The organism is Streptomyces sp. B15 (assembly GCF_018070605.1).
Classification (GTDB): Bacteria; Actinomycetota; Actinomycetes; order Streptomycetales; family Streptomycetaceae; genus Streptomyces; species Streptomyces smyrnaeus.
In genome coordinates, this window is record NZ_JAGPXJ010000007.1 from 52,261 (window position 1) to 73,991 (window position 21,731).

18 protein-coding genes and 2 pseudogenes are annotated in these 21,731 nt (G+C 71.2%); 5 read left to right on the forward strand and 15 right to left on the reverse strand.

Translation table 11 applies throughout. The features are described 5' to 3' along the window. Positions 1–130: 130 nt before the first annotated feature. From KBY19_RS05480 to KBY19_RS05490, 3 genes are all read right to left on the reverse strand, one after another. Entirely contained in the window at positions 131–1,360 is a 1,230-nt protein-coding gene (locus KBY19_RS05480) for an ATP-binding protein (protein ID WP_099884158.1), read from the reverse strand. 34 nt (positions 1,361–1,394) lie between these two features. Next, the gene (locus KBY19_RS05485) at positions 1,395–2,189 is read right to left on the reverse strand and encodes a response regulator transcription factor (RefSeq protein WP_099884160.1); all 795 of its coding nucleotides are present in this window, start codon (positions 2,187–2,189) and stop codon (positions 1,395–1,397) included. 70 nt (positions 2,190–2,259) lie between these two features. Further along, entirely contained in the window at positions 2,260–2,961 is a 702-nt protein-coding gene (locus KBY19_RS05490; protein ID WP_210965273.1) for a spermidine synthase, read from the reverse strand. Positions 2,962–3,095: 134 nt separating this feature from the next. Between KBY19_RS05490 and lon the strand changes: the two genes are divergently transcribed. After that, on the forward strand, positions 3,096–5,579 hold the full coding sequence (gene lon / locus KBY19_RS05495) for an endopeptidase La (protein WP_099884164.1): 2,484 nt from the start codon (positions 3,096–3,098) through the stop codon (positions 5,577–5,579). 97 nt (positions 5,580–5,676) lie between these two features. Here lon and KBY19_RS05500 read toward each other — a convergent pair whose 3' ends face one another. Continuing rightward, on the reverse strand, positions 5,677–6,630 hold the full coding sequence (locus KBY19_RS05500; RefSeq protein ID WP_210965274.1) for a lysozyme: 954 nt from the start codon (positions 6,628–6,630) through the stop codon (positions 5,677–5,679). 374 nt (positions 6,631–7,004) lie between these two features. Between KBY19_RS05500 and KBY19_RS05505 the strand changes: the two genes are divergently transcribed. After that, on the forward strand, positions 7,005–7,409 hold the full coding sequence (locus KBY19_RS05505; protein ID WP_099886778.1) for a MarR family winged helix-turn-helix transcriptional regulator: 405 nt from the start codon (positions 7,005–7,007) through the stop codon (positions 7,407–7,409). Between the two features lie 34 nt (positions 7,410–7,443). Here KBY19_RS05505 and KBY19_RS05510 read toward each other — a convergent pair. The 3 genes and pseudogenes from KBY19_RS05510 to KBY19_RS05520 all read right to left on the reverse strand — a co-directional run. Then, positions 7,444–7,752, reverse strand: a pseudogene (locus tag KBY19_RS05510) (roadblock/LC7 domain-containing protein); the annotation flags it as partial. A gap of 255 nt (positions 7,753–8,007) precedes the next feature. Further along, a pseudogene (locus tag KBY19_RS05515) lies at positions 8,008–8,154 on the reverse strand (roadblock/LC7 domain-containing protein); the annotation flags it as partial. Beyond that, positions 8,151–10,835 (reverse strand): nitrate- and nitrite sensing domain-containing protein, encoded by a 2,685-nt coding sequence (locus KBY19_RS05520; protein ID WP_210965275.1) that lies wholly within the window; start codon positions 10,833–10,835, stop codon positions 8,151–8,153. The pseudogene KBY19_RS05515 and the gene KBY19_RS05520, both read right to left, overlap by 4 nt. Positions 10,836–11,485: 650 nt before the next feature. On the opposite strand from KBY19_RS05520, the gene KBY19_RS05525 reads away from it, so the two are divergent. Beyond that, entirely contained in the window at positions 11,486–12,313 is an 828-nt protein-coding gene (locus KBY19_RS05525) for a protein phosphatase 2C domain-containing protein (RefSeq protein ID WP_185018128.1), read from the forward strand. A gap of 26 nt (positions 12,314–12,339) precedes the next feature. Here KBY19_RS05525 and KBY19_RS37455 read toward each other — a convergent pair whose 3' ends face one another. The 7 genes from KBY19_RS37455 to KBY19_RS05555 form a co-directional block, all read right to left on the reverse strand. After that, positions 12,340–12,912, reverse strand: coding sequence for a C40 family peptidase (locus KBY19_RS37455; protein WP_307843442.1), 573 nt, complete (start codon positions 12,910–12,912; stop codon positions 12,340–12,342). After that, on the reverse strand, positions 12,887–13,462 hold the full coding sequence (locus tag KBY19_RS36245) for a hypothetical protein (RefSeq protein ID WP_247690628.1): 576 nt from the start codon (positions 13,460–13,462) through the stop codon (positions 12,887–12,889). Before KBY19_RS36245 ends, KBY19_RS37455 begins: the two co-directional genes overlap by 26 nt. Before the next feature lie 444 nt (positions 13,463–13,906). Further along, positions 13,907–14,791 carry a protein kinase gene (locus KBY19_RS05535; protein WP_210965276.1) on the reverse strand — a complete coding sequence of 295 codons (885 nt, stop codon included), beginning with the start codon at positions 14,789–14,791 and terminating at the stop codon, positions 13,907–13,909. Between the two features lie 114 nt (positions 14,792–14,905). After that, positions 14,906–15,181: a hypothetical protein gene (locus KBY19_RS05540; RefSeq protein WP_099884174.1), complete on the reverse strand. Its 276-nt coding sequence runs from the start codon at positions 15,179–15,181 to the stop codon at positions 14,906–14,908. A 4-nt stretch (positions 15,182–15,185) separates the two neighbouring features. Then, positions 15,186–15,836 carry a redox-sensitive transcriptional activator SoxR gene (gene soxR, locus KBY19_RS05545; protein ID WP_247690629.1) on the reverse strand — a complete coding sequence of 217 codons (651 nt, stop codon included), beginning with the start codon at positions 15,834–15,836 and terminating at the stop codon, positions 15,186–15,188. A gap of 79 nt (positions 15,837–15,915) precedes the next feature. After that, positions 15,916–16,656 (reverse strand): TetR/AcrR family transcriptional regulator, encoded by a 741-nt coding sequence (locus KBY19_RS05550; protein ID WP_210965277.1) that lies wholly within the window; start codon positions 16,654–16,656, stop codon positions 15,916–15,918. Positions 16,657–16,788: 132 nt separating this feature from the next. Further along, complete coding sequence (locus KBY19_RS05555; protein ID WP_185018131.1) at positions 16,789–17,736, reverse strand: diiron oxygenase; 948 nt, start codon at positions 17,734–17,736, stop codon at positions 16,789–16,791. Between the two features lie 229 nt (positions 17,737–17,965). Between KBY19_RS05555 and KBY19_RS05560 the strand changes: the two genes are divergently transcribed. Together KBY19_RS05560 and dnaK are read left to right on the forward strand one after the other, a co-directional pair. Then, entirely contained in the window at positions 17,966–19,081 is a 1,116-nt protein-coding gene (locus KBY19_RS05560; RefSeq protein ID WP_210965278.1) for a ferritin-like domain-containing protein, read from the forward strand. Between the two features lie 53 nt (positions 19,082–19,134). After that, positions 19,135–21,123 carry a molecular chaperone DnaK gene (dnaK, locus tag KBY19_RS05565; protein WP_210965279.1) on the forward strand — a complete coding sequence of 663 codons (1,989 nt, stop codon included), beginning with the start codon at positions 19,135–19,137 and terminating at the stop codon, positions 21,121–21,123. Positions 21,124–21,212: 89 nt separating this feature from the next. Here the strand turns inward: dnaK and KBY19_RS05570 are convergent, their stop codons facing one another. Next, positions 21,213–21,707, reverse strand: coding sequence for a MarR family winged helix-turn-helix transcriptional regulator (locus KBY19_RS05570; protein WP_210956175.1), 495 nt, complete (start codon positions 21,705–21,707; stop codon positions 21,213–21,215). Positions 21,708–21,731: the final 24 nt, after the last annotated feature.

A 21,731-nucleotide genomic window follows, 5' to 3' on the forward strand; every position in this document is an offset into this window, starting at 1 on the left:
GGTCACGTACGTCACATCGCGGCGGCGGTTTCGGGGCCAAAATTGACGGGAATCACTCACAGTTTTGCCCCAGCCCGGGAACCGGGCAGCCCATATTTCGCGTCCGCGGGTTCTCACCTGCGAGGGTACGTCAACCCTGCGCCGCTCCCGTCCCCGGAAGGGTGAGCTGTATCCGGCAGCCGCGGGGCGATTCGGCCACCCGGATCCGGCCCCCGTGCAGCTCCACCGCCCAGCGCGCTATGGCCAGCCCCAGTCCGGTGCCGCCACCGGGGCTGATCCCGCCCTTGCGGCCCGGGGTCGAGTCGGCGCTGTGCGCGCCGCTGAACCGGTCGAAGACCCGCTCCCGCTCCGACTCGGGGATGCCGGGCCCCTCGTCCAGCACCTCGACCTCCAGGCTGCCGTCGCCCGGAGCCCCGGAGCCGGCGCCCGCGCCCTGGCCCCAGCTCGCTCCCGGCCTGGCCTTGACCGTGACCCGGCCGTGCTGCGGACTGTGCTTGACGGCGTTGTCGATCAGGTTGGCCACCACCTGGTGCAGCCGCTCGGGGTCCGCGTAGGCCATCAGCTCGGGAGGCGAGACATCCAGATGGAGGTGGACATCCTTGCGGGAGTGGCCCGAGCCCTTGCTCATGTTGGCCTCCTTGAGCACACCCGCCAGATACGGCCACACCTCGAAGTGGCGCGAGTGCAGCGGCACCACCCCGTTGTCCAGCCGGGAGAGGTCCAGCAGGTGGGCGACGAGCCGGCCCAGCCGCTCGGTCTGGGACAGGGCGGTGCGCATCGTCTCCGGGTCGGCGTCCGAGACGCCGTCCACCACGTTCTCCAGCACCGCGCGCAGCGCCGCGATGGGGGTGCGCAGCTCGTGCGAGACGTTGGCGACCAGCTCCTTGCGGTGCTGGTCGACGGCTTCCAGATCGGCGGCCATTCGATTGAAGTTCGCGGCCAGCTCGCCGAACTCGTCCCGCCGCTCGCCGCGCACCCGTCGGGAGTAGTCGCCGCTCGCCATCGCCTTGGCGGCGTCCGTCATCTCGTCCAGCGGCGCGGTCAGCGACTGCGCCACGAACTGGGTGATCAGCAGCGAGGCGACGATGGAGATGATCGTGATGACCCGCAGCTCGGTCGCCGACTGCATGGCGAACAGCGCCAGCAGCGTGGTGATCACCACGGAGACGATCACCAGCCAGCCCAGCGCCGCCTTGACCGACCGGTAGGGGTCCACCGGGCGCAACCCCTCCCACAGCCGCTCCCAGGCGTGGGCGGCATGCCGGACGGCGGCCCGCCTGCAGCGGGCCGCCCCGCGAAGCAGCAGGCGGGCCAGGGAGCGCGCGAGGGAGCGCGTGCGGGCCGTCAGGGAGAAGGACATGGACACGGACACGTCGCTCCGTCTCCGCCGGCCGTCAGGAGCTCTCCGTCGCGGCGCCCGTCACCGGCGCCGTGGCGCCCTCCGGGCCCGGGGTCTCCAGGGCGTATCCGACGCCGTGCACGGTGCGGATGCGCTCCGCGCCGATCTTGCGCCGCAGAGCCTTGATGTGGCTGTCGACGGTGCGGGTGCCGGAGGCATCCGCCCAGTCCCACACCTCGGCCAGCAGCTGCTCGCGCGAGAGCACGGCGCGGGGGGAGTGCGCCAGGCACACCAGCAGGTCGAACTCGGTGGGTGTCAGGTGTACGTCCTCACCGGTGACGCGGACCCGCCGCTGCGCGTGGTCGATCTCCAGCTCCCCGAGCCGGAGTATGCCGCTGCGCGGTGTGTGCGCGGCCAGGGTGGCCCGCTCGACCCTGCGCAGCAGTACGTGCACCCGTGCGGCGACCTCCCGCATCGAGAACGGCTTGGTCATGTAGTCGTCGGCACCCACACCGAGGCCGACCAGCATGTCCGTCTCGTCGTCCCGCGCGGTGAGCATCAGCACCGGGACCGGTCGCTGGGCCTGTACCCGGCGGCAGACCTCCAGGCCGTCGAAGCCGGGCAGCATCACATCCAGCACCAGCAGGTCCGGCTGCCATGCCTCGGCGGTGTCCACGGCAGCGGGCCCGTCGCCCGCCGTCTGCACCTGGAAGCCCTCGGCCCGCAGCCGCCGCGCGATGGCGTCGACGATGGTGGGGTCGTCCTCGACGACGAGGATGCGACGCTGGGCGCCCGGGGTGGTCGCGGCGGCAGCGCCGCCAGGTGTCTGAGTGGTGTTCTTCTGGTCCATGCGACCCCGCCCCTGTGGCTCTTTCCGGCTTTCCTGGGACAGCAGCGTAAGGGCCTGCTACGGGCCTAGGCTACGCCGGTCGCGCCGCGAAGTGGACCACGTCGGGGACGCCTCGGGCGACTGTGATCTCATCCGTCCGAACACGGCAGAATCCCGCATTACGCAGACATCCTTCGAATCTCTGCGACGGCTGTGCCGACCACACGGCGAGGATTCCGCCGGGGGTGAGAGCCGCCCGGCAGGCGGCCAGTCCGGCGGGGGAGTAGAGCGTGGTGTTGTCGTCGGTGACGGTCCAGTCGGGGCCGTTGTCGATGTCCAGGCACAGCGCGTCGAAGCGCCGCCCGGCGGCGGCCGACTCGTGCACATACGCCACCAGGTCGGCCTCCACCAGCTCGGTGCGGGCGTCGGCCAGCGCCCGGCCGGTGATCTCGGAGAGCGGACCGGTGCCGTGCCAGTCGAGGATCGCGGGCTCCCGTTCGACGACGGTGATATGGCCCCACCGGGGCTCGGCCGCTGCCTCCGCCAGCGAGAAGCCGACCCCGAGCCCGCCGATCAGTACGTGCGGCGCGGTCCTGGTGGCCAGCTCGTCCAGGGCCGCGCGCACCAGCAGCCGCTCGGAGCGGCCGTCCGAGGTGTCCATCAGGAAGCACCCGTTGGCGACGATCTCGTACTGCGGCCCCCGCTGCCGCAGTACGACCTCCCCGTAGGGGCCGTCCCGCCGTTCGATCGTGGTCGGCGGCTGGTGGGCTACTGCGTTGACGGCGTTCGGCATGGGGGCAGGGTAGGACGAGCACCGCCCGTTCTCGATCGCTGACAGCGAACAGAACTTCCCGGATCCGGGGGAACACAAGCAGCCTCAAAAGCATTGAGTGGGTACTACTCAACTTGCCTGCCTAGGGAGAGATCATGGCTGCTGAGTCCCTGGAGTCCACACCGCTCACCCTGCCTGTGCTGCCCATCGACGCCGAGGACGGCGTCGTGCTGCCGGGAATGGTGGTGCCGCTGGATCTCTCGGACAACGATGTGCGGGCCGCCGTGGACGCCGCGAAGTCCGCCGCCTCGGACGCGCCGGACGGTGACAAGCCCCGTGTGCTGCTCGTCCCGCGGGTCGAGGGCAGCTACGCCGAGATCGGCGTCGAGGGCCGGGTGGAGCAGATCGGACGCCTCGCCGACGGTGACCCGGGCGCACTCATCCGCGGGCTGCGCCGCATCCGCGTCGGCACCGGGACCACAGGGCCCGGCGCCGCGCTGTGGGTGGAGGGCACGCCGGTCGCCGAGACCGTGCCCGACCCCCTGCCCGGTCATGTCACCGAGCAGATGAAGGAGTACAAGGCCCTCATCACCGACTGGCTGCGCAAGCGGGGCGCCTGGCAGGTCGTGGACCGGGTGCAGCAGATCGACGACGTCGGCCAGCTCGCCGACAACGCCGGCTACTCCCCGTTCCTGTCCACCGAGCAGAAGCTGAAGCTGCTGGAGACCGTCGAGCCGGTCGAGCGACTGAAGATCGCCACGACCGCCCTGCGCGACCACCTCGCGGAGCAGGACGTGGCCGAGTCCATCGCCAAGGACGTCCAGGAGGGCGTCGACAAGCAGCAGCGCGAGTTCCTGCTGCGCCGCCAGCTCGAAGCCGTCCGCAAGGAGCTCGCCGAACTCAACGGCGACCCCGAGGACGAGAGCGAGGACTACCGCGCCCGCGTCGAGGCGGCCGACCTGCCCGAAGAGGTCAAGAAGGCCGCCCTCAAGGAGGTCGACAAGCTGGAACGCTCCAGCGACCAGTCCCCCGAGGGCAGCTGGATCCGCACCTGGCTCGACACCGTCCTGGAGATGCCCTGGAACGAGCGCACCGAGGACGCCTACGACATCACCGGCGCCCAGGCCGTTCTGGACGCCGACCACGCCGGGCTGCAGGACGTCAAGGAACGCATCACCGAGTACCTGGCCGTACGCAAGCGGCGCACCGAGCGGGGCCTCGGTGTCGTCGGCGGGCGGCAGACGGACAATGCCGCGCGGAGCGCGTCCTCTACGGGTGGTGGTGGGCGACGGGCGGGCGGCGCCGTGCTGGCGCTGACCGGCCCGCCCGGCGTCGGAAAGACCTCGCTGGGCGAGTCCGTGGCCCGTGCGATGGGCCGCACGTTCGTCCGCGTCGCACTCGGCGGCGTCCGGGACGAGGCCGAGATCCGCGGCCACCGGCGCACCTACGTCGGCGCCCAGCCCGGCCGCATCGTCCGTGCCATCAAGGAGGCCGGATCGATGAACCCGGTCGTCCTGCTGGACGAGGTCGACAAGGTCGGCTCCGACTTCCGCGGCGACCCGGCAGCGGCCCTGCTGGAGGTCCTCGACCCGGCGCAGAACCACACCTTCCGGGACCACTACCTGGAGGTCGAGCTCGACCTGTCGGACGTTGTCTTCCTGGCCACCGCCAACGTCCTGGAAGCCATCCCGCAGCCCCTGCTCGACCGCATGGAGGTCGTCGAGCTCGACGGGTACACCGAACACGAGAAGATCACCATCGCCCGCGACCATCTGCTGCCCCGCCAACTGGAGCGAGCCGGCCTGGAGAGCGGCGAGGTCGTCTTCGACGAGGCGGCACTGCGCAAGCTCGCCGCCGAATACACCCGGGAGGCAGGCGTCCGCTCCCTGGAGCGGTCGGTCCAGCGGGTGCTGCGCAAGGTCGCGGCCAAGCACCAGCTGGGCGAGGCCGAGCTGCCCTACACCGTCGGGGTGGAGGCGCTGCGCGAACTGATCGGCCATCCGCGGCACACCCCCGAGGCCGCACAGGACCCGGCCGAGCGCCGCACGGCAGTGCCGGGCGTCGCCACCGGACTGGCCGTCACCGGCGCGGGCGGGGACGTGCTCTTCGTCGAGGCGTCGCTGGCCGACCCCGAGACGGGCGCCTCCGGGCTCACCCTGACCGGCCAGCTCGGTGACGTGATGAAGGAGTCCGCGCACATCGCCCTGTCCTATCTGCGCTCGCGCGGCGCGGAGCTGGAACTGCCCGTCGGCGATCTGAAGGAGCGCGGCATCCATCTGCACGTACCGGCGGGCGCCGTGCCCAAGGACGGACCCAGCGCCGGTATCACCATGACGACGGCCCTGGCCTCGCTGCTCAGCGGTCGCCAGGTGCGGCCCGAGGTGGCGATGACCGGTGAGGTCTCACTGACGGGGCGGGTGCTGCCCATCGGCGGCGTCAAGCAGAAGCTCCTGGCGGCGCACCGCGCCGGAGTGACCACCGTGGTCATTCCCAAGCGGAACGAGCCCGACCTGGACGACGTCCCCGCGGAGGTGCTGGACGACCTCGACGTCCACCCCGTCTCCGACGTCCGCCAGGTCCTGGAGCTGGCCCTGACGCCCGCGCAGACCCCCGCCCGGGAGACGCCGGTCGCGGCGTGACGGACGTGACCGGCAATCGAGTGGCCCCCGCCGCAAGGCGGGGGCCACTCATGTGCGAGGGAGCCTCACAGCCGCTCGGGGACCACGAGACGCGGTCTCAGCCGTTGTTGGCCAGCACCTTCAGCCGTGTCATCGACCCGTTGAAGAGATTGTGGTCACCCACGGTCGGGCCGCTGGAGGTGTACTGCCAGAAGGTGTAGAAGCCCCAGCCGGCCGGGAGGGTGCCCGGTGAGGAGGCGTAGCGGGCGATCCACAGCGGGTTGGAGTTGCCGAAGGCGCTGCTGTTGCCGGTGCACTGGGTCCACCAGTTCGTGGTGGTGTAGATGACCGCGTCGCGCCCGGTCCTCGCCTTGTAGGTGCTGGTGAAGTCCTTGATCCAGTTCACCATCGCGCTCTTGCTCAGGCCGTAGCAGGTCGCGCCGTAGGGGTTGTACTCGATGTCGAGCACGCCCGGTAGCGTCTTGCCGTCCTTGCTCCAGCCGCCGCCGTTGCTGGCGAAGTAGTTGGCCTGCGTGGCGCCGCTGGAGGAGTTGGGCAGCGCGAAGTGGTAAGCGCCCCTGATCATGCCGACGTTGTAGGAACCGTTGTACTGCTGGGCGAAGTAGGGGTTCTTGTAGCTGGTGCCCTCGGTCGCCTTGGCGTAGGCGAAGCGGACTCCGCTGTTCCACAGGGTCGACCAGGCGACGTTGCCCTGATGGCTGCTGACGTCCACTCCGTGGACCGTCGCGAGCAGGCCCGCCCGGTCCTTGTCGGGCGGGTTGCCGTTGGTGGAGTCCGCCTCGTGCATCTGCACACCGGCGCCCATCCAAGCCTCTCCGGGCTTGCCGGGGGCCTTGGGGTTGCCACGCAGGCCTTCGGCGTCCTCGGCCGATTCCGCGGCCTTACCGGACTCGGCGGCCTTGGCCGACTTCGTACCGCCGTCCGCGTTGCCGGGAACGGCCGATGCCGCGCCCGGCAGTGCCAGGACGAGCGCGAGAAGGGACACGAACATCCCGACGACAGCCGCCATTCCGCGTCTGCGACGGGCCGTACCGGATCTGAAGCTGGGCATCGCTGCCTCCGGAGCCTCGATGGTGGGGGTCTGGTACGTGCGTAGTATTTACCGATGTGGGGGGTTTTGCTCTGCGACGCGCGGAGTAACTACACGCCACTGGTGTGGTCATGTCAGAACGAAAGTACGCGCGTAGACCGGCCACGCGGAAGACGCCCTACCGTCTGCCGTTGGTCTACTCCTGCGAAATACTGGCGGAGCTGGGACTATCGGGCTGGCTGGAGATAAGTTTCTTCATGGAAGACGCCGGAGACACCACTGACGTGCACAAGAACTCCACCGACTTCACGGACTCCACGGGCTCCACGGACGATGGGGAAGCGGCGGGCGCCGCTGAGCCCTTCGGGCCCGAATGCCTCGACGTCGAGCGCGAGTTGGCCGTTTTTTTGCGACGGGCCCGCGCCTCGTCGGGCGAGATGGCCCGCCAGGTCCACCCCGATCTGGAACCCGCCGCCTACGGGCTGCTGGTACGCCTGGAGGACGCGGGCGAGCAGCGGGCGACCGAACTCGCCGCCTATTTCGGCGTCGGCAAGGCGACGATAAGCCGCCAGCTGCACGCCCTGTTGGGGCTCGGACTGGTGGACCGGCGCCCCGACCCCGCGGACCGCCGGGCCTCGCTCGTCCGCCTCACCCCGGAGGGCCGCCGACGGTTCACCCGCGTACGCGACGCACGCCGCCTGTCGTACGCCCGCAAGCTCGCCGCCTGGGACCGCCGGGAGATCGCCGAGCTGGCCCGGCTCCTCCACCGCCTCAACTCGCTGGCGGACCAGGAGGAGTGAGGGAGCAGTGTGGCCGGCACCAGCCCGGGGTCTGCTAGCGGGCCGCGCCCGCGCCCACCGCCCCTCTCAGCTCCCTCCGCAGCTCGGGCGTCAGCACATGGCCGGCCCGCCCCACGAAGAGCCCCATCTGATAGCCGACCGCACCCATGTCGCAGTCGGCCGTCGCATGCACTCCCAGCAGTGAGCCGTCTCCGATGGCCATGATGAGCAGTGCCCCCTCATCCATGGACACGATGGTCTGCTTCACCGTGCCGCCCTCCATCAGATCCGCTGCAGCGAACGTCAGCGAGGCGACCCCGGAGACAAGGGTGGCCAGATCGCCACTGGTTCCCTTGGGACCGCGTGCCCGGCCTCCACCGCGTCGCCGTCGTACCGGCATTCCGCTCCGATGGAGGCCGGACTCCTCGCGGACCGTCACCCGCTCGGCGCCCTGCGCGGGGCATGCGGGCGGGTTCGCCGCCTGGTGCGCGGTCGGGTGCGCCGACTGGTGCGGGGACGGGTTCGCCGACTGGTGCGCGGGCTGGCGTGCGGGCGCGGGTTCGTGTGAGCGTTCGTGCTCGGCGCCCAGCGCAGCCGATCCGTGCTCCACCCCCAGAGTGGGGTCCGACCCGAGCAGCAGCAGTCCGTCGGACGAGACGACGGCCACGGACCGGACACCCGGCACCTCTTCGACAAGCTTGTCGAGGAGCCAGCGGAGGTTACGCGCCTCCGCGCTGCCGGACGGATCTGTGGTGAGCGGGTTCACTGACGTGCCTCCTTGGCGGTACCACCGTCACCCTGCGCCCCCGCTCGCTCTTCCGCATGGTCGGTGTCCTCGGTCTGCCGGGCCCTTGCCGTCTGGTCGGCCTGCTGGTCTCGCTGGTCCTGCTGCGGCGCCGGTGCTGCCTGCCGTTCCTTCGGGGCCTGCTGTTCCTGTGTGGTCTGCTCGGGCTCAGCGGCTGTGCCGGGAGCGGACGGAGCGACGTGCGCCCCGTCCCCGCTCCCCGCGTGGGCTCCAGTCCCGGCGTCCCGCAGGCCTTCCCGGGCACCCTGCTGGAACATGTCGAGCTTGCGGCGCAGCTCCTCGGCGGTGACACCGCCCTTGCGCGGATGCGGCGTGCTCGGCTCGCGGGGCGTCTCCCTGCGGACCCGCTGGGGCAGCCCCGGGTGGGTGACGGAACCAGGCTGCTCGGCCGGCACGGCCGACTGGTCGGCCGCCGCTCCGGACGTCGACTGGGCCGCCGGCTCCTCCGCCTGGGTCGGGGCCAGGTCGTCGGCCCGGGAGTGCTGGTCCTCGTCGTTGGTCCGGGAGGGCTCCGCCACGTCCGAGGGGTGGGCGCTCCCGGGCAGCAGTGCGCGGGGGACGGTGACATCGGCGACGGTGCCCTGGGTCGTCGGCTTGCGCAGCTGCACCCGTATCCCGTGCCGTGCCGACAGGCGGGCGACCACAAACATCCCCAGCCCCCAGGGGCTGCTCGTCCCCGGCGCTTCCCAGGCCGCCTGCGGCTCGCTCAGCCGGTCGTTGAGCTCGGCGAGCAGTGACTCGGGCATGCCCTCGCCCTCGTCCTCCACGGACACCTGTGCCTCGCCGCTCTCCAGGACCCGGGCGCTCAGCCGTACCCCGGACTCGACCGGGGAGAAGGCCGCCGCGTTGTCGAGGAGTTCGGCGATCAGGTGACTCAGGTCGTCGGCGGCCGGACCGCTGACCCGCGCCTCCGGTGGCAGAGCCCCCAACTCGACGCGTTCGTACTGTGCTATCTCGCTGACGGCGGCGCGCAGCACATCCAGCAGCGGTGCCGGGGGCAGGGCGGCCGAGGAGATGTCGCGCTCGGTGCGTTCGGCGTCGGCCAGCAGCAAGAGGTTCTCGCTGTGCCGCCGCATACGGGTCGCCAGATGGTCCAGCTTGAAGAGGGTGTCGAGCCGGTCGGGGTCGGCCTCCTTCTCCTCCATCCCCTCGATGATGCCGAGCTGCCGTTCGACCAGGGTGAGCGTGCGGGTGCCCAGATCGGCGAAGGCTCCGTGGTCCGCCGCCGCACCGGCCACGGCCACGCCCGCGTCGGAGCCGGCGCGGGCGTCCTGCCGCACGTCCGGGCCCGGGCCCGGGCCCTTGCTCATGTCCGCGCCGATACCGTGCGGCGCCGGGGCGGCCAATTGCTCGCGTACCGTCTCCAGCTCGGCCCGCAGGGCGGCGAAGTCCTCGCCCAGCAGCTGGTGCTTCTCCGTCAGCTGCGCCTTCTCGACGGCCAGCTGATCCTGCTCCCGCTCCGCACAGGCCGATCGGCGCCGCAGCTCGGCGGTGGTGGCCCGCAGCGTGTTGATCGCTCTCACCACGTCGGTGAACTCGTCGTTCCTGCCGCGGAAGGTGATCGGCTCCTCACCCGACGGGTCCTTGGCGAGCCGCTGCGAACCGCGTTTGAGCACGGACAGCGGACGGGTGAGGGAGCGGGCCGTGGCGACGCTGATGGCGACGGCGAGCAGCAGACAGCCGCCCACCAGCCCGGCACGCAGCTGAAGGGCTGTCACGTCGTCGTCCCGCAGCCCTTCCAGCCGCTTGACCTCCGCCGCCGCGAACGACGACTGCACACCGCGCATATGGGCGAGGCGCGCCGAAACGGAGCTGTCGAACCGCTCCCGGTCCACAGCCCGGGCACTGGCCGTCAGGTGGGTCCGCGCGGTGACGGCCTTGAGATAGCGCTCGGCGACGGTGACGTCCGCTCCGTTGACGGTCGTGCTGTAGCTCTCGCGGGCCTTGGTGTCCGCCGTCTCCTCGAAGTCCGCGAGTGCCGCCTGCTCGCGCAACCGGGCCTTCCCCGCCGCCGTCACCAGCGCTCGCTGGGTTCCCTGCCCGGTGAGCGCCGCTTCCAGCAGGCCACGGGTGGCCGACGCCTGGTCGACCGCGCGCGCCAGGTCGGGGAGAGCGGCCGCCGTGCGGTTCTCCGCCCGTGCGGGCAGCCCGTCGGCGACGCCGCGCGTGAGGTCGCGGAGCGTCCGGATGACGCCGGAGTAGGCCTCGTAGGAGTCCAGCGGGTCGCCCTTGCCCGTCATGGCGCGCTGCCGGATCGAGGGCAGCTTCTTGAGGGCCTTGGCGACCGTGCGGGGGGAGTCGGAGGGCGCGGCGGGGCCGGACGCCGCGGAGGAGGCTGCGGTGCGCAGCTCGCGGGCCTGGCGGTCCACCCGGTTGCGCTGGGCCTCGCTGACGCCCACGCCGTCCTTGCTGCTGCGGCCCGCCGCGATGTACTCGACCATGCCGTCCCGCTCGTCCGCGAGGGAGTGGGACAGCGCGATGGCCTGCTGGTTGAGCCGGGCCAGATCGACGAGCTCCTGTGCGTCGGCGGTGTCCTGAGAACCCGCCACGAGGGTGGGTGCCCCCGCGGCCACTACGGCCACGGCTCCCACCGCGACGGACACCAGCAGCCTGTTGCGCACCCGCGCACGTCGGCGTCCCACCGGAGTGACGGTCTCCGCCTGGGGCTCAGCCTCCGCGGAGGCCGCTGCTGTGGCGCCGGGGCCGGTCGCCGTGGCCTGGGGAACGTCCGCTCTGAGACGTTGCTTCTTCCGCACCCGCACTCGCAATCTCGTCCCGCCTCTCCCGGAGGGCCCGGGCGGCACAGTCCAACGTGTGTGGCGAGAGGGTGGCCCCGCCCCCGCGCCGGCACCCTCCGCGACCTTCGGTTCCCAGCTTTCTCTCCTGGCCTCCGGCCGCGCGGTGCTCCGCAGCGGTGTCCCCACACTCGACGACCGACCTTGGCAGTGCGCTCCTGAGACGGGTGAGAATCCCCTGCTGGGCCACCCGAAGGAGTGAACCTCACTCCTCGGCGGCGGAACAACTCGACCTGAGCCGGGCGCTGTCCGCACCTCGGGTACTGGTTGGAAATCCGTCCGGCGTCCTGGCAAGATGCCTGCCGCACTTTGCGGAGGGACAAATTCCGCTGTGCGTCCGGTCGTTTTCCGGCCGACCGCGCCCGTGTGCACGCTGGTGCGAGGTACCACGCACCAGGCCCGTGGTGCCGCCACGCACCGGCCTGGTGCGACACTCGGCGCCGTCACCACGCCACTCACCGGCCGCTCAAGAATCGGCTGTCCGGCAGACTGCCGTCATGCGCATCGACATGATCACCGAGCCCGGCAATCCTCAACGCCTCAACGAGGATTACGTGTCGGCCACCTTGCCGGCCTCCGGCACGGGGGGAGCGCTCGTGGTGCTGGACGGCGTCACCCCGCCCGAGGGTGACGACGGTTGCTGTCACGGAGTGCCGTGGTTCGTGGCACGGCTCGGTGGTGCGCTGCTCGAACTGGCGGGGTCGCGCCGGGACATGACTCTGGCCGAATGCCTCGCCGTCGCGCTGGCCCGCACGGCGGACGCCCATCGTGAGACATGTGATCTTTTTCACCCGCGTACCCCTCAGGCAACCGTCGTCGGGGCCCGGTGGGACGAGGAGCGGGTCGAGCACCTGGTGCTGTCCGATTCCGCGCTCCTGGTGGAGACTGCAGACGGTACGGTCCACCCCGTTCTCGACCGGCGCCTGGCCGCGTTGCCGCCAGCCGTGCGGGCACTGCGCGACCGCGTACGGCAGACCGGTGAGGAGGCGGACCGCGAGGCCTACGTGCGGGCCGTCGAGAGCTTGCGCAACGCGCCGGACGGCAGCGGCTTCTTCACGGCCGCCGCCGACCCGGGTGTCGCCGCACATGCGGTGACGGGCAGTCACCCGAGGACGGATGTGAGCGCCCTGCTCGCCCTCACCGACGGCGCCACCCGGTGGACGGAGACCTTCCACCTCGGTGACTGGGCGGGCCTCTTCGCGCTCGTCCGCAAAGAGGGCCCGCGCGCCCTCGTCCAGCGCGTCCGCACCGCCGAAGCGGACTCGTCCCCCCGCCGGGGCAAGCAGCACGACGACGCCACGGTCCTCCTGGCCGAACTGGACTGAGCCCTCACTCCGTCCTGGGGCCGACCTCATGCCCGCCGCCCGTCCGGCCGCACCGCTCCGATGGGCGGGTCCACCGCGAGCGGGGTCAGCCGCACCACGCTTCCCGGGCGAGGTGCCTGCACCACGCGACCGCCTCCGGCGTACATGCCCACATGTGTCGCCCCCTTGAAATAGATCACCAGATCGCCGGGGCGCAGCTTGTCCAGCGGCACCCTGGGCAGCTGCCGCCACTGCTCCTGGCTGGTGCGCGGGATCTCGCGGTGCGCATGGCGCCAGGCCCGCCAGGTGAGCCCCGAGCAGTCGAAGGCCCGTGGCCCCTCGGCGCCCCACACATACGGTTTGCCGACCTGCTTCAATGCCCAGTCGAGAGCCTTCCTTCCCTGTGCGGAAGCGGGGCGGATCGCGCCGCTGGGGTCGAGCGCGCCCGAGGCCACCAGCTTCTGCTGGGCCGCGTCGGTGCGGTCCCGCTCCAGTTCATGGAGGCGTGCGAGCTGGTCCCCGTCGAGCGAGGAGAGCAGTCCCTCCACCTTCTTGAGCCGTTTGCGCACCTCGTTGCGCTGCTTCTTCTTCCGTTCAGCCAGCCGTTCCTGCCGCGCCACCGCCGCCCGCGCCCGCGTGGGCCGCCGCCACGTACCGCTGCTTCCCGTCGCTCAGCCTCCGCACCGTGGCGGCCTGGTCGTCAGCGGCCCGCTGCAGCAGATGCCCGCGCTCCAGCAGCCGGTGGGGGTCCCGGGTGAGCAGCATCTGCACCGCCGGCGGGAACCCCGTCCCCTCTCCTCGGTACTGCTGCCGGGCCAGCTCCCCCGCCCGTCGCCGCTCGGTTGCCAGCACGGACCGGGCCCGGGAGAGCTTGGCCTGTGCCTTGCGGGCCACGGCGCGCTGGGCCTTGAGTTTCTCGGCCGTGCCGTTGTACGCCTCCGACGCCTCCTCAGTGCGCTGGTACAGCTGGCTCAGCTCGCCCAGCAGCTCGCTGACGGACTTGCGCCCCGCATCCGGTGGTCCCGGTGCGGGTCCGGGGCCCGGAGCCGCGGGCGCCCGCGCGCTCGCCGCCGGTGCCGCGCCCGTACCCACCGAGGCAGCCGGCCCCAGCACGGTCACGGCCGCCAGCAGGAGCCCGATCAGTACCGCGCCGCCGCGCGGCCTGGCCACAGTGGTCGGTAGCCCTCCTCCGCGCGCCGCCCGCGCCCTCGTCTGTCGCAACACCCTCAACACCGCACACCTCGTTCCTGAGCGGCGTCTCCCCGTCATCGACCGCTCTGCCGCGATCGTGGCACGGGCAAGGCCACCGGCTCAGGACGAGCCGAGCGGCTGGGCGCACGTCTCTCACCCGATCGAGACACGTCCGGGCGCTGACCCGGCGTCAGCGGCACGCCCGGGTACGACCGGGAGCGCGGTGGGCGAGGAGGGCCGTGAACCGCTGCCCTGCTGGTCCGGTGGCCATCGGAGCCCGGCACCGGGCCCCGGCGGGTGGAAATCGCCGGCCAATACCCCCCGCCCCCGCGCCGTGTCCAGCAGCCCTCGGGCCGCCTCCCGTCACCCGAACGTGTGAGGAACGGGCCCCGACGTACAGCTCAGCCGCTCGCTCACATCCCGTCAGCGCCCCCAGCCCCGCCGCCCGATCAGCGCCCGCGCCTCGTCCGCGCGGCTGCCGATCTCATGGAGATACGGCTCCGGAAGCCACTCCCGTGCCGGGCGGGTAGCCGTGCCGGAGAGGTCGAGCGTACGGGCCAGGGCCTCCGGGGTGGGCCGGGTCTCGGGGGCCTTGTGCAGGCAGGCCAGCAGCGGCACGCACAGCGCGTCGGGCACTCCGGCCAGGTCCGGGCCCTCGCGGGCCGAAGGCAGCGGGCTCCCGGCGAACGGATGCCGCGCGCTCGCCGCCAGCGCCAGTACGGTGCCCAACGCGAAGACGTCCTCGGCCCGCCGCGCCGACTGCCCGAACCCCGCAGCACCGACGGCCCCGGGCCGCCTGCCCAGTGCGATGCCGTAGTCCACCAGGCGTGGCCCGTCCGCCGTCAGCAGCACGTTCGAGACCCGCAGATCCCCGTGCGCCGTACCCGCCGCGTCCAGTGCCGCCAGCCCACGGGCGAGACCGCCCCCCAGCGCACGTACGGACATCTCCGGCAGCGGCCCGTACAGGGCCACCAGAGCGGACAGCGGCACGCCCGGAACGAACGCCTCGGCCGCCCAGGGGAGCTCACTGTCGAGTTCGCAGCCGAGCGCGTCGGCGACGAAGGGACTGTCGACCGCGTCGGCGACCCGCGCCGTCTCGTGCCGCAGCCGCGCCCGCAGCTGCCGGTCGCGCAGCAGTTCGGGCCGAACGGCACGGACGGCCGCCGCCCGTTTGCGCGCACCTCGTCGCGAAGCGCCCTTGCCCAGGTAGACAGTGCCCGCCCCACCGTGGCCGAGGGTTCCGAAGAGCCGGAAGGGGCCGAGCTGCCGGGGGTCCGTCTCGCGCAGCCCCGCGATGCGTTCGATCACGCCAGCAGAAAACCGTCTCTCCGCGGCGCTGTCCAGGCTGCGCGGCTCATCCGTGACCAGGGGCGCCGGTTCCGCGAAGCGCCGTGGCGGGGCGGGAGGACCAGACCACTGGCGTCAGCTGTCGCGCTTCCTGCGCCACGGCAACCGCTCCAGCGGGCCCTTCGCGGGCAGCCCGTCGGGCTCGTAGACGTACGCCCAGCCGCGCGGCAGCCCCAGACGGTTCACTGCGGCCGGTTCCAGCCGGTAGACGTGGACCGACGTCGGGCCGCCCTCCGGATCGGGCACCGGCACCTGGTAGCTGCGCGGCGGCCGGCCGGTCGGGCCCAGCGGCACGGAGAGTGTGCGCCCGTCCAGCGGGCCGCCGCGGAAGGCGGTCTCCTCGCTGCGCACCGTCTCAGACCGCTTCGCTGTCGGACACGACGGCAACCGTCGAATCGCCGCCGGCTGTGGCTGCAGCCGCGGAGCCGCCACCGGCCGTGGCGGCGACCGTCGAACAGTCCTCCTCCGAGCCCGTACACGGCTCTCCGTCGTCGGAGACCTCGCCGCCTCGGCAGTCCGACCGTTCGCCGGGCGTCTGGTCCGGGCCGCACGGCTGGGCGAGCTGGCGGGCTCCGGGGCCCTGCTCGCCGAGCCGGTCCTCGGGGTTGACCAGTGCGCACGCGGTCAGCGACAAACAGCCGCAGCCGATGCAGTCGGTGAGGTGGTCGCGGAGCTGTTCCATCAGTGCGATGCGCTGGTTGAGGTCCTCGCGCCAGCACTCCGAGACGGCGGCCCAGTCGTCCCGGGTGGGCGTGCGACCTTCCGGCAGCAGGGCGAGCGCGTCCCGGATGGCGGCGAGCGGGAGGCCGAGCCGCTGGGAGGCCCGGATGAAGGCGACGCGGCGCAGCGTGTCGCGGCTGTAGCGGCGCTGGTTGCCCGAGGTGCGGCGGCTGCGGATGAGACCTTCGCGTTCGTAGAAGCGCAGCGTGGAGGTGGCCACCCCGGCGCGTTCGGCCAGCTCTCCGACGGTCGCTTCTTTGGCCTTCCATGACAGCTGAGTCGGCATGGACCTCAGCTTAGCCAATCTTCAAGTAATATTTAAGTCCATGACCGGGGCGGTCCGGTCCGCTCCCGGCTCCGGGTGCTCACAACAGATGCCCGGAGTCGGAGACGACGGGCAGCACCCTGTGCACCAGATCCGCGACGGCGCCGTCGGCCTTCTCCAGCGCCAGAGCCCGCCTGGTCACCGCGGCAGTCTCCGGGTCGCCGGCCGCGGTGGCCGTCAGCACCGCGACGAAGTGGTCCACCAGCCAGTCCCGCAGCTCGGGCAGCGGCGGCTGTTTGCCCTCGTCCAGCCAGATCAGGGAGGCGGCCTCCACGGCGGAGATCCACGTCCGTACGGCCATGCGCAGCCGGGGCGATCCACCGCCCTGGCCGCCCTGGTCCGCAGCCAGGTGGGCGAGGATCTGCTCGGCCGCGTCCCTGCGTACCTCGTCGACCATGGCGCTCGTGCGCGAGGTCTCCACCACGCTGCCGCCCTGCAGCAGTGCCATGAAGCCCGCGTCGTGCTCGTCGACGAAAGCGAGATAGCGGTCGAGTGCGCGGGCCAGCCGGGTGGTGAGCGGCCCGGCGGGCGGCTCGGCGAAGCACTGTTCGAGCTGGTCGGCGGCGCTGCGCAGCGCGGCCTCGTACAGCTGTTGTTTGCCTCCGGGGAAGTACCGGTAGACGAGCGGGCGCGACACCCCGGCCGAGGCCGCGACATCGTCCAGCGAGACCTCCTCGGGCGGCCGGTGCGCGAACAGGCCCAGCGCGTGCTTGAGCAGTTGGTTGCGCCGCTCGTGCACGCTCAGCCTGCGATACGCCGGGGCGGTGCCGCTGCTGCTCATGCAGTGCAGCGTAACCGCCCCGGCGGTTGTCCGTGTTCCCCGCGTCCCACCGGAGTTCGTCACGCCTCCTTCACGCGGTTCCCATGCACTCCTCGTCGCGCCGGCGAACTGCTCATCAGGTCGACGGCTGTGTCACTTGGGCAGCAGCCCCGAGCTCACCCACAGCTTGCGGCCGACGCCCCGCAGTACGCCGATCTCGTCCAGGAAATCCGTCAGCCGCTTGGCACCGGACTGCATGATCTCGCGCCGGTGGCCGCTGGCCTTCACCTGGGCGACCGCTTCCTTCTTGTCCAGCCCGACGTCCTCGTAGACCTGCGGGTTGACGAAGGAGATGGAGAAGACGCGGGCGGCCTCGCCCGAGCTGATGCGCGTCAGTTCGGCCTCCCAGCGAGGGCACTTGACCATCTGGCGGCGCAGTTCCTCGCGTGCGTAGCGCACGTGCCGGGCCTCCTCGATGACGTGGATCCGCGTCACACCGCGCACCAGTGGCTGGATGCGCTCGTCCGGGAAGGTGAGCCGCTGCATCCAGTCCAGGATCTCCTCGCCCAGCAGTGTCGCGGTGAACGAACCAGGCGTCGTCGAGACGGTCTTCAGCAGCCGCGCCATGTTGTGGTGCAGCTTGGAGACGGGGTATGCGGGTGCCCCGGCGCGCTTGATCATGCGCGCGAACATCATCGAGTGCCGGCACTCGTCGGCGATCTCCGTCAGTGCGTAGCGGACGTGGTTGCTGGTCAGCGGCTTGTCGTAGATGTGCCGCACCAGCAGCTGCATCAGGATCACCTCGAACCAGATGCCCAGCGAGGCGAGCGAGGCCGCCTCGTGCCGGGCCAGGTCCATCCGCTGCTCCTCGGACATCCGCCGCCACAGCGGGGTGTCGTAGAGGGAGACCAGCTCCGGTGGCCAGAACCACTTGCCGTCCTCGAACGGGGCGTCCCAGTCCAGTTCGGTGTCCGGGTCGAAGGAGTGCTTCCTGGAGGACTCGAGGAGGCGCTCGGCGACCTGCTCGCGGTCCTTGAGCAGACCGAGGGCGTCCCTGAGCGCCTCGCGTTCCATGTCGGCGATGTCAGGCGCTGTCGTCATGCTGAGGCACCTCTTCATTGGGGGGTGCCGGCGATCTCGTTCGAGTGTTACCGGCGGTCACGTCTGCTGTCGTCTCTTATGAGACTGCTTGTCAGTAAGGACGTCAATCCCCTGGGCGCGACTTGTTGACCGTGCGGTAACCCACGTGTGAGCCTGCCGATTACCCGCCCGTACCGGGCAGTTCCGCACCGACTCCGACCGGGTACCGGGCAGTCCGTGACCGAAGGAGATGTCCGTGTCCACACACGATCTCTATGTGCACGCAACCGACAGCCCCCTCTGGCAGATCCCCGCCTCCGGCAGCGCCCGGCTGTCCTGGGAGTACGACGACGGCAGGGACCGCCTGCTGGCCCTGTACCAGAAGGGCAAGGACAAGCAGTGGGACGGACAGCGCCGCATCGACTGGGAGCTGGAGGTCGACCCGTACGACCCGCTGGGCACCCCCGACGAGGCCATGACGCTCTACGGGACGCCCTACTGGGACAAGATGAGCGAGGCCGAGCGCGGCCGGCTGCGCCGGCACTACGCCTCCTGGCAGTTCAGCCAGTTCCTGCACGGCGAGCAGGGCGCCATGGTGTGCGCGGCACGGATCGTGGAGTCGGTGCCCGACATGGACGCGAAGTTCTACTCCGCGACGCAGACCATGGACGAGGCCCGGCACGCCGAGATCTACGGTCGCTTCCTCCACGAGAAGATCGGCATGCTCTACCCGATCAACGACAACCTCCAGTCGCTCCTCGGCGACACCCTCCGCGACTCCCGCTGGGACATGCCGTACCTGGGCATGCAGGTACTGATCGAGGGCCTGGCGCTGGCCGCCTTCGGCATGATCCGGGACACCACCGACAAGCCGCTGCCCAAACAGATCCTCGCCTACGTCATGCAGGACGAGGCCCGCCATGTGGCGTTCGGCCGGATGGCGCTGCGCGACTACTACAAGCAGCTGACCGACGCCGAACTGCGGGAGCGCGAGGAGTTCGTCATCGAGGGCTGCTATCTGATGCGCGACCGGCTCAAGGGCGCCGAGGTGCTGGAGAACTTCGGCATCCCCCGTGCGGAGGCGGACGCCTTCAGCGAGCAATCCGAGTACCTTCAGCTCTTCCGCAAGCTCCTGTTCAGCCGCATAGTCCCCTGCGTACGGGACATCGGTCTGTGGGGCGAACGTCTGCAGCGCGCCTACGTCGACATGGGTGTCTTCGAAATGGGCGATCAGAATCTCGATCTGCTGATGGCCCAGGACGAGGAGGTGGCCGAGAAGCTGGACGCCGAGCGCTTCGCCGCGGAGGAAGCCGAACGGACGGCTGAGGTGGCCGAAGCCATCGAGGAGGGCAAGACTCAGGTGTAGCCCATCCGGCACTCCCGGACTCGCGGAGGCCGGCACTCCTGAGGAGGACGGCCATGGCACGCGCTGTCGGAATCGACCTCGGCACCACCAATTCGGTGGTCAGCGTCCTGGAGGGCGGGGACCCCACGGTCGTCGTCAACGCCGAGGGGGCCAGGACGACGCCGTCCGTGGTGGCGTTCGCCAAGGGCGGTGAGGTGCTGACCGGCGAGGTGGCAAAGCGGCAGGCGGTCACCAACGTCGATCGCACCGTCCGCTCCGTCAAGCGCCATATGGGTGAGGCCAACTGGCGCTTCCCGGAGTCCGGCAGCATCGACGGCAAGTCCTTCACCGCCCAGGAGATCTCCGCCCGCGTCCTGCAGAAGCTCAAGCGGGACGCGGAGAGCTACCTCGGGCAGGACGTCGCCGACGCGGTCGTCACCGTTCCCGCGTACTTCAACGACGCGCAGCGGCAGGCCACCAAGGAGGCGGGCGAGATCGCGGGCCTCAACGTCCTGCGGATCATCAACGAGCCGACCGCCGCCGCACTGGCCTACGGGCTCGACAAGGAGGAGGAGCAGACCGTCCTCGTCTTCGACCTCGGCGGCGGCACGTTCGACGTGTCGCTGCTGGAGATCGGTGAGGGCGTCCTGGAGGTGAAGGCCACCGCCGGCGACACTCGTCTGGGTGGTGACGACTGGGACCAGCGGATCGTCGATCACCTGGTCAAACGGTTCAGGGACGGCCACGGCGTGGACCTGTCCAAGGACCGGATGGCCGTGCAGCGGCTGCGTGAGGCGGCGGAGAAGGCGAAGATCGAGCTGTCCTCGTCCACCGAGACGACGATCAACCTGCCGTACATCACCGCGACGGCAGAGGGCCCGCTGCACCTGGACGAGCAGTTGACGCGCACCCAGTTCCAGCAGCTGACCGAGGACCTGCTGGAGCGCTGCAAGACGCCGTTCCACCAGGCTGTGAACGACGCCGACGTCGAGCTGTCCGCCATCAACCATGTGATCCTGGTGGGCGGCTCGACCCGGATGCCCGCGGTGACGGAGCTGGTCAAGGAGCTCACCGGCCGGGATCCGCACAAGGGTGTGAACCCGGACGAGGTCGTGGCCATCGGTGCGTCGCTGCAGGCGGGTGTGCTCAAGGGTGAGGTCAAGGACGTCCTGCTGCTGGACGTCACTCCGCTGTCCCTGGGTATCGAGACCAAGGGCGGCATCATGACCAAGCTGATCGAGCGCAACACCACGATCCCGACCAAGCGCTCGGAGACCTTCACCACGGCCGAGGACAACCAGTCCTCGGTGCAGATCCAGGTCTTCCAGGGCGAGCGGGAGATCGCGGCGTACAACAAGAAGCTCGGCATGTTCGAGCTGACCGGTCTGCCCCCGGCGCCGCGCAACGTGCCGCAGATCGAGGTCACCTTCGACATCGACGCCAACGGCATCATGCATGTCTCCGCCAAGGACCTGGGCACCGGCAAGGAACAGCGCATGACCGTCACCGGTGGCTCCGCGCTGCCCAAGGACGACATCGACCGGATGGTGCGGGACGCCGAGCAGTACGCCGAGGAGGACGCCCGGCGCCGGGAGGCCGCCGAGACCCACAATCAGGCCGAACAACTCGCCTACCAGACCGACCGTCTGCTGGCCGACACCGCCGAGGGCGCCGTGCCCGCCGAAACCCGCGCCGAGGTGGAGTCCGCGCTCGCCGACCTCAAGGAGAAGCTGGCCGAGACGCCCGACGACCCGGCCCGGGCCGCCGAGCACACCGCGACCCTGCGCGCGGCCGTCGACCGTACGACGGCCGTGGCCCAGAAGATCGGCACGGCAATGTACGCGCGGGCCAGGGAGGGGCAGCAGGGCGGCTCCCCGGGCGGCTCCGAGGGGGCCCAGCAGGCCGGGGAAGGCGCGGGCCAAGGCGGCGCCGCCACGTCCGACGAGGACGTGGTGGACGCGGAGATCGTCGACGACGAGCAAGCCGGCGGCCCCAGCGGGCCGGGAACCGGCAAGGAGGGGACCGAGGGCGACGGCACCCGCGGCGGCCCAGGGGAGCGCTGAACGACCGCTGAGCGGCGTCCGGGGGCTTCGCGGCCCCGGCGCACGGAGCGGCGTACGCCGGGCTCCGGGGTGCGCCGAGCGTGCGTTTGTCAGTCTCCGAACCAGCCCGCCGCGTCCAGTCGGAACGCGGCAGGGCCCACCACGGTCTCCAACGCGTCCTCCAGCTCCGCCAGCCGCTCCGGGCCCAACTGTTCGGCCCAGTTGTTGCGCAGTCGCTCGAAGACGGCGCCCGAGAGCACCAGCGCGTCCTGACCGTGCGGGGTGAGCCGGACGAGCTTGCGCCGGGCGTCGGCGGGGTCGGCGATCCGTTCCGTGTAGCCCAGCGCCGCGAGCCGGTCGACGGTCTTTCCCGCTGCCTGCTTCGAGACGCCCAGCCGCCGCCCCAGTTCGCTCGCCGTCACCTCGTCGCGCCCGATGGCCTGCATCGCGAAACCGTGCGCCGGGCGGAGTTCGGGGTGGCCGCGGTCGGCCAGTTCCGTGTGCAACTGGTCGATGAGCGACCGGAACCCGGCGAACAGCAGCAACGGCAGCTCGAATCCCCACCGCTCCCGCTCAGGCACGACGACCCTCGACAAGTTCGACAACCTGGTTTACCTTCTCTTCGACAA

Bases quoted from the DNA above. Each gene is read 5' to 3' on its own strand.
- KBY19_RS05555 (WP_185018131.1), bottom strand. From the start codon at position 17,736: ATGACGACAGCGCCTGACATCGCCGACATGGAACGCGAGGCGCTCAGG.
- KBY19_RS05485 (WP_099884160.1), bottom strand. From the start codon at position 2,189: ATGGACCAGAAGAACACCACTCAGACACCTGGCGGCGCTGCCGCCGCG.
- KBY19_RS05490 (WP_210965273.1), bottom strand. From the start codon at position 2,961: ATGCCGAACGCCGTCAACGCAGTAGCCCACCAGCCGCCGACCACGATC.
- KBY19_RS05525 (WP_185018128.1), top strand. From the start codon at position 11,486: ATGCGCATCGACATGATCACCGAGCCCGGCAATCCTCAACGCCTCAAC.
- KBY19_RS05560 (WP_210965278.1), top strand. From the start codon at position 17,966: ATGTCCGTGTCCACACACGATCTCTATGTGCACGCAACCGACAGCCCC.
- dnaK (WP_210965279.1), top strand. From the start codon at position 19,135: ATGGCACGCGCTGTCGGAATCGACCTCGGCACCACCAATTCGGTGGTC.
- KBY19_RS05500 (WP_210965274.1), bottom strand. From the start codon at position 6,630: ATGCCCAGCTTCAGATCCGGTACGGCCCGTCGCAGACGCGGAATGGCG.
- soxR (WP_247690629.1), bottom strand. From the start codon at position 15,836: ATGCCGACTCAGCTGTCATGGAAGGCCAAAGAAGCGACCGTCGGAGAG.
- KBY19_RS05550 (WP_210965277.1), bottom strand. From the start codon at position 16,656: ATGAGCAGCAGCGGCACCGCCCCGGCGTATCGCAGGCTGAGCGTGCAC.
- KBY19_RS05480 (WP_099884158.1), bottom strand. From the start codon at position 1,360: ATGTCCTTCTCCCTGACGGCCCGCACGCGCTCCCTCGCGCGCTCCCTG.
- lon (WP_099884164.1), top strand. From the start codon at position 3,096: ATGGCTGCTGAGTCCCTGGAGTCCACACCGCTCACCCTGCCTGTGCTG.